The 5545-nt window shown below is 64.9% G+C and carries 6 protein-coding genes; 4 read left to right on the top strand and 2 right to left on the bottom strand.

The window, feature by feature from the left end; genetic code table 11:
* Positions 1 to 237: hypothetical protein (locus AB7O82_RS36975; RefSeq protein ID WP_428621779.1), on the bottom strand; the 237-nt coding region annotated here is incomplete at its 3' end.
* 220 nt (positions 238 to 457) lie between these two features.
* Here AB7O82_RS36975 and AB7O82_RS36970 point away from each other — a divergent pair.
* Genes AB7O82_RS36970 through AB7O82_RS36955 form a run of 4 tightly spaced genes read left to right on the top strand, consistent with a single transcriptional unit; the run spans position 458 to position 4099 of the window.
* Positions 458 to 1087 (top strand): TetR/AcrR family transcriptional regulator, encoded by a 630-nt coding sequence (locus AB7O82_RS36970; RefSeq protein ID WP_428621778.1) that lies wholly within the window; start codon positions 458 to 460, stop codon positions 1085 to 1087.
* A complete protein-coding gene (locus AB7O82_RS36965) occupies positions 1084 to 2247 on the top strand; it encodes an efflux RND transporter periplasmic adaptor subunit (protein WP_428621777.1) in 1164 nt (387 codons plus the stop codon). Before AB7O82_RS36970 ends, AB7O82_RS36965 begins: the two co-directional genes overlap by 4 nt.
* Positions 2244 to 3377 (top strand): ABC transporter permease, encoded by a 1134-nt coding sequence (locus tag AB7O82_RS36960; RefSeq protein WP_428554692.1) that lies wholly within the window; start codon positions 2244 to 2246, stop codon positions 3375 to 3377. Before AB7O82_RS36965 ends, AB7O82_RS36960 begins: the two co-directional genes overlap by 4 nt.
* A 2-nt stretch (positions 3378 to 3379) precedes the next feature.
* Positions 3380 to 4099 carry an ABC transporter ATP-binding protein gene (locus AB7O82_RS36955; RefSeq protein ID WP_428554695.1) on the top strand — a complete coding sequence of 240 codons (720 nt, stop codon included), beginning with the start codon at positions 3380 to 3382 and terminating at the stop codon, positions 4097 to 4099.
* 171 nt (positions 4100 to 4270) lie between these two features.
* Here AB7O82_RS36955 and AB7O82_RS36950 read toward each other — a convergent pair.
* Positions 4271 to 5545 (bottom strand): ferredoxin reductase family protein (locus AB7O82_RS36950; protein ID WP_428621775.1); only part of this gene is annotated, 1275 nt, incomplete at its 5' end.

Below are 5545 nucleotides of genomic sequence, written 5' to 3'. Positions count from 1 at the left end.
AAGCTGCGCCCTTATGTGGTCGAGGCGACTGTCGAGAGCGGGACCATGCATCATTCCCATGGGACCCATTGCCATCATGCCCTGACCCTGGTGGCATTGGTCCATCATGCCTTGCCGCATCATGCCCTGGCCCGTCTTTCCGGCCGGCGGCTGCTGAGCCTGGGCGACGCTTATGGCCACGGAGATCGAGGCCGGCAGCAGGGCGCTGCCGACAAAGCGCCTTACAGAGACGAGCATGGCTGTCTCCTTTCTGCTTGAAACTTTCTTTCTGACGGCATCGCGCCAAGGCGGCCTTGATCTGAATCAACGATCGTGGGCGCCGCCTTGCTATTGGCATCAGCCAGCGAGGAGCGAGATGGGAAAGTGCCGCGACCGTAAGCTTGGGCCGCAGCGCATTCGCCCTTGACGCACGCTTCGCGCGTTCTTAGTTAGTTATCACTAACTAATTAAGGATGCCATGCGCATTCGGAAATCCGCTGAGGCCCGACGGCTGGAAATCCTACAGGCCACCCTTCGACTGGCCGGCGAGGTGGGCCCCGATCGCCTCACGACCGAGACGGTTGCCCGGGAGGTCGGTCTCACGCAGCCTGCGGTCTTCCGACATTTCGCGACGAAGCAGGACCTGTGGGACGCCGTCGCCGACTACATCGGCAAGACAATGGAAGCGGGCTGGGCCGACTCGGCCGGACGGAGCGGAGCGCCGGAGCATCGGTTGCGCTCTCTCGTGGCCACGCAATTGTGCCTGATCCAGTCCACGCCGGCGATCCCGGCCATCCTGTTCTCGCGAGAACTGCATTCGAGAAACGTGGCGCTCCGCAAGGCCCTGTTCGCGCTCATGCGGCGCTTTCACGGCCTGGTCGCTCGAGCGATCGCCGAAGCCCGTGATGCGAGCGTGTTTCACGATGATCTCGATCCTGACGATGCTGCCTTCCTGGTGATCGGCCTGATCCAGGGGCTGGCCCTGCGATGGTCCCTGAGCGGCCGGGCCTTCGGCCTGGTTGGGGAAGGACGCCGCCTGCTGGACCTCCAGATCCGCGGGTTCGCCCGCGAGCCGGCGACGTCGGCGCAAAAAAGGAGGCGCGGGTGAACAAGCGTTTGCTGACCTACCTTTTCATGGCCATTGCCCTCGCAGCAATCGGGGCTGCCGTTACCCTGTTTTTCCAGATGCGTCCCGTCTTCGTCACCGTCGTCGTCCCCGAGCAGAATGTGCCTGTGCGAGTCTTCGGTCTCGGCACGGTTGAAGCGCGAATCGTCTCGAAGATCGGCTTCGAGATCGGCGCGACGATCCTCGAATTGCGGGCCGATCACGGCGACGTCGTGAAGAAGGGCGACGTCCTCGCACGGCTTCACGCCGCCGCACAGGAGGCCAAGGTCGTCCGCGCGAAGGCCATCGTGCTCAGTGCCGAGGCGGGTCTTGTGAAGGTGGAAGCCAACATCGCCAAGGCGCGGGCCGTGTTCGCCCAGAAGCAGGCCACCAATCGGCGCGTGCAGCAGCTTGCCGACCGCAAGGTCGTCTCGGAACAAACCGCGGAAGAGACGCAGCGCGACGAAGGTGTCGCCAAGGCAGACCTCACGGTGGCGCTCGCAGAGGCCGAGGTCGCCAATGCCTTCCTGGCGGACGCGCGCGCCCAGCTCCAGGTGGAGGAGGCACTCCTCGCGCAATATGTGTTGACCGCTCCCTTCGACGCCATGGTCGTGGAGCGGCACAAGGAGCTTGGCACCGTCATCAGGGCGGGCGATTCCATCTTCACCCTGGTCGCCCCCGAGACCGTGTGGGGACTCGCCTACATCGATGAATCGCGCGCCGGGCCCATCGTGGAAGGTCAGGCGGCGATCGTGCGCCTGCGCTCGCTGCCGCAGCAGCGTTTCGAGGCAAAGGTGGTCCGCATCGGCATCGAAAGCGATCGCGTCAACGAGGAGCGGCGCGTCTACGTCAAATGCGGACAGTGTCCGCCGCAGTTCCATCTCGGCGAGCAGGCCGAGGTGCTGATCACCGTGGCCCATCTCGATCGGGCGCTGCTCGTGCCGGAGGCCGCCGTCCAAGGCTTCGACGGGACGACCGGCACGGTCTGGATGGTCGAGAACGGGCAGCTGGCACGTCGCGCCCTCACCTTCCGATACCGCACCGAGGATGCGCGACTCGAGGTCGTGGGCGGCCTGCCCGACCAGGCCCAGATCGTCGCCGCGCCTGGCGCCGGCTTTCGCGAAGGCCGTGCGGCCCGCGTCGTCGCGGAGACCGGCAAATGAACCTCGCCTACCGCGACGTCCGCCACAGTCTCGGCCGCTTTCTGCTGACCTGCGCGGGCCTCGGCCTGCTGCTCGGCGTGGTGCTGGCGATGATCGGAATCTACCGCGGCCTGGTCATCGAGGCGCTTACCATCGCGCGCGCCCCGGCGGTCGACCTGTGGGTCGTCGAAGCCGGCACCCGGGGGCCGTTCGCCGAAGCATCCCGCATCCCGGGCGATACGCGGGAAGCGATCGCCCGAGTGGGCGGCGTCGCCCAGGCCGGCAGCATTACCTACCAGACCGTCGAAACCGAGCACATGGCCAGGAAGCTGCGCCTGTACGTCATCGGCTATGAGCCGGGCAGGCTCGGCGGGCCGCCGCGCCTCGTCGCCGGGCGCGGCCTTGCGCGCAGCCATTACGAGCTCGTGGCCGACCGCACCGCGGGACTGACGCTCGGCGACCGAGTTCGCCTCGGGCGCGAGCTATTCACGGTCGTCGGACTGACCGAGCAGCAGGTAAACTCGGGCGGCGATCCCGCCGTTTACATCTCGCTGCTGGATGCGCAGAAGCTGCAGTTCGATCTGGCGCCGCCCGCTGCACGACAGCAGCTCGCGCGAGGCACGGCGCGGACCAGCCTGGACACCGTCAACGTGGTGGTGGCACGGCTGCTGCCGAACGCTACTCCTGACAACGTCGCGGAGGTGGTCCGGCGCTGGAAGCATCTTGCCGCGATCACGCAGGAGGGACAGGAGGGCATCCTGACCCAGTCTCTCGTCGACCGGGCGCGGCGTCAGATCGGCCTTTTTACCTCGCTGCTGCTTGTCGTCTCGGCCGTGATCATCGCGCTGATCATCTATACGATGACCATGGAAAAGCTCAAGCAGATCGCCACCTTGAAGCTCATCGGTGCGCCCGATCGCACGATCATCGGAATGATCGTGCAGCAGGCGCTGGCGCTCGGCCTGATCGGCTTCACGATCGGCGCAACGCTGATCCTGAACGTCAAGGACTACTTTCCCCGGCGCGTCGTGCTCGAACCGGACAACGTACTCGTGCTGGCGGCCATCGTTTTCCTGGTCTGTCTCCTCTCGAGCGGACTGGGCGTGCGCGCGGCGTTGCGCGTCGATCCCGCCACCGCGCTCGGGGGCTGACCATGGCCAAGACCGAGTCGCATCAGCCGCTGGTCAGGCTGCGCAACGTCTCGAAGCATTTCGGCGAGGGCGAGACGCGCGTCGACGCGTTAAGGGAAGTTTCGCTGGAGGTCTTTCCCCGTCAAGTGGTGGCGCTTCTCGGACCATCGGGTTCGGGCAAGACGACCTTGCTCAATGCCATCGGCTGTATTCTCGAACCGTCGAGCGGTTTGATTCAGCTCGACGGCGATGTCGTGTATGACGGCAAGTGGCTTCGTTCGGACCTGCGAAGATTGAGGCTCGACAAGATTGGCTTCATTTTCCAGTTCCACAACCTTCTGCCTTTTCTAGATGCCACCGACAACGTGGCCGTCGTGCTGAGTCTCGCCGGCGCGAGTGGCGGAGCGGCGCGCCGGCGGGCCGTCGAACTGCTCGACTATCTCGAGGTTGGCCATCGCAAGAGCGCTTTTCCCGCAAAGCTCTCGGGCGGCGAGGCGCAGCGCGTCGCCATCGCGCGGGCGCTCGCAAATCGGCCGCGCATCATCCTGGCCGACGAGCCGACCGCCGCGCTCGATTCGAAGCGTGCCGGCATCGTCATGGATCTGTTGCGCAAGCTCGCTGTCGAGCAGGAAGCCGCCATCATCGCCGTCACGCATGACGAGAAGATCTTCGATCGCTTCGACCGCATCTTCCACCTGCGCGACGGCCGCCTCGAACAGGCGGCGCCGGGGCAACCCGAATAGGGGTACCGTCAATCGGATCGCAATTCGCGTGCTGTTTGCCATCGCCAATGGCAGGTCGTTTCCGGCACTGCCAATTGAACCATCAGTCCCGGCGGTTCCATGAGCACATCCTCGACCGGTACCGGCACGTTGCCGCGAACGTGTTGTAGTGGGACCAACGGCCACACTCTATCACCTCATCTCGAACAGCTCCTGATGGAAGCGTTCGGCAGGAAGTCCGCCGGCAAGCATGGCTGCGCGTAGCGAGCGGCCGAAACCTTGTGGTCCACAGAACCAGACTTCCGAATCGCGCCATCGTGGAACCAGTGAGGCCAGGCGATCCAACGAGAGCAGCCCTTCACGGGTTGTGTCGATCAAGTGCAGACGTGCGCCTGCCCGGGCTGCAAGCTGGCGGATCTCGGCGATGAACGTGTCATCGGGTCCCCGTGTTGAGTATACGAGATCGATAGTCGGCGAATCAGACCGCTCGGTCGGCGCCTGCAGGCCAGCAACGAACGGAGTGATTCCGACACCGCCGGCGATCCATACCTGTGGACGCCCGGTGCTGCCGAAGCTGAAGCGGCCATAAGGGCCTTCGACCGTCACCGCCGCACCCACTCGCATCTGCCTTGGCAGCGTGCGCGTGTAGTCTCCCAGGCCCTTGATGCTGAAGGCCAGGACTCCATCCCCCGTCCAAGCCGATGAAATCGTGAACGGATGCGCTCCTTCGGCATCCTCGAAGTCGAGGAAGGCGAACTGGCCTGCCAGGTGACCGGGCCACGCCGTTGCCAGACGCACCCTGACATCCAGTACGGCACTGCCCGGGTGGAGATGGAAGTCGATGACCTCGCCCGTTGCACGTCTGGAATGGCCGATTCGCCGGAACAAGGAAAAGCCCGCCGCCGTCGCGGCTGCCGGCAACAGCACAACCATTACCATGCCGATCGGTGCGAGCCACTGGTCCGACCGCATCAGCACAACCGAGTGGAAGACAAGCGCCAGGAAGAGAGGCGCCATCAGCCGATGGGTCTTCTGGAAAAGGTGATAAGGAAAGCGCCGCCACAGCGCCAGCGCGACGAGGATCAGGAGGAGGTAGAACGCCCATTCTCCCACTTCGGCAGCGGGCTCGCGGAGGCTCGGGAATGTCTCAGGGCGCGCGCCGCCAGGAGTACGAAAGGGGCGATCGATCCAGCCTTGACGTGCGAGCGTACGCGGCGCGGTTTCCAGCAGCCAGTGGATGATGGCCGTCATGGCGGCAGCCACGCCCAGCCACTTGTGGAGACGATAGTACTTGTCGAGGCCTCCCAACAGAGACTCGACCTGTACCGGGCGCGCGGCGAGCAGGATGGCGAGAGAAAGAAAGCCGACGGCAAGAATTCCCGTGAAGGGGATGAGCAGGCCACGCGCCTGCCAGAAGCCGCTCGCGAGACCGCTGGCGTCAATGCTCAGCAGCCAGGCGACTATCAA

Origin of the sequence: Reyranella sp. (genome assembly GCF_050185545.1) — a bacterium.
Classification (GTDB): Bacteria; Pseudomonadota; Alphaproteobacteria; order Reyranellales; family Reyranellaceae; genus Reyranella.
This window is presented reverse-complemented; position numbering and strand designations above follow the sequence as displayed.

Excerpts from the sequence above, each read along its gene's own strand:
- AB7O82_RS36955 (WP_428554695.1), top strand. The coding sequence starts at position 3,380 with ATGGCCAAGACCGAGTCGCATCAGCCGCTGGTCAGGCTGCGCAACGTC.
- AB7O82_RS36970 (WP_428621778.1), top strand. The coding sequence starts at position 458 with ATGCGCATTCGGAAATCCGCTGAGGCCCGACGGCTGGAAATCCTACAG.
- AB7O82_RS36960 (WP_428554692.1), top strand. The coding sequence starts at position 2,244 with ATGAACCTCGCCTACCGCGACGTCCGCCACAGTCTCGGCCGCTTTCTG.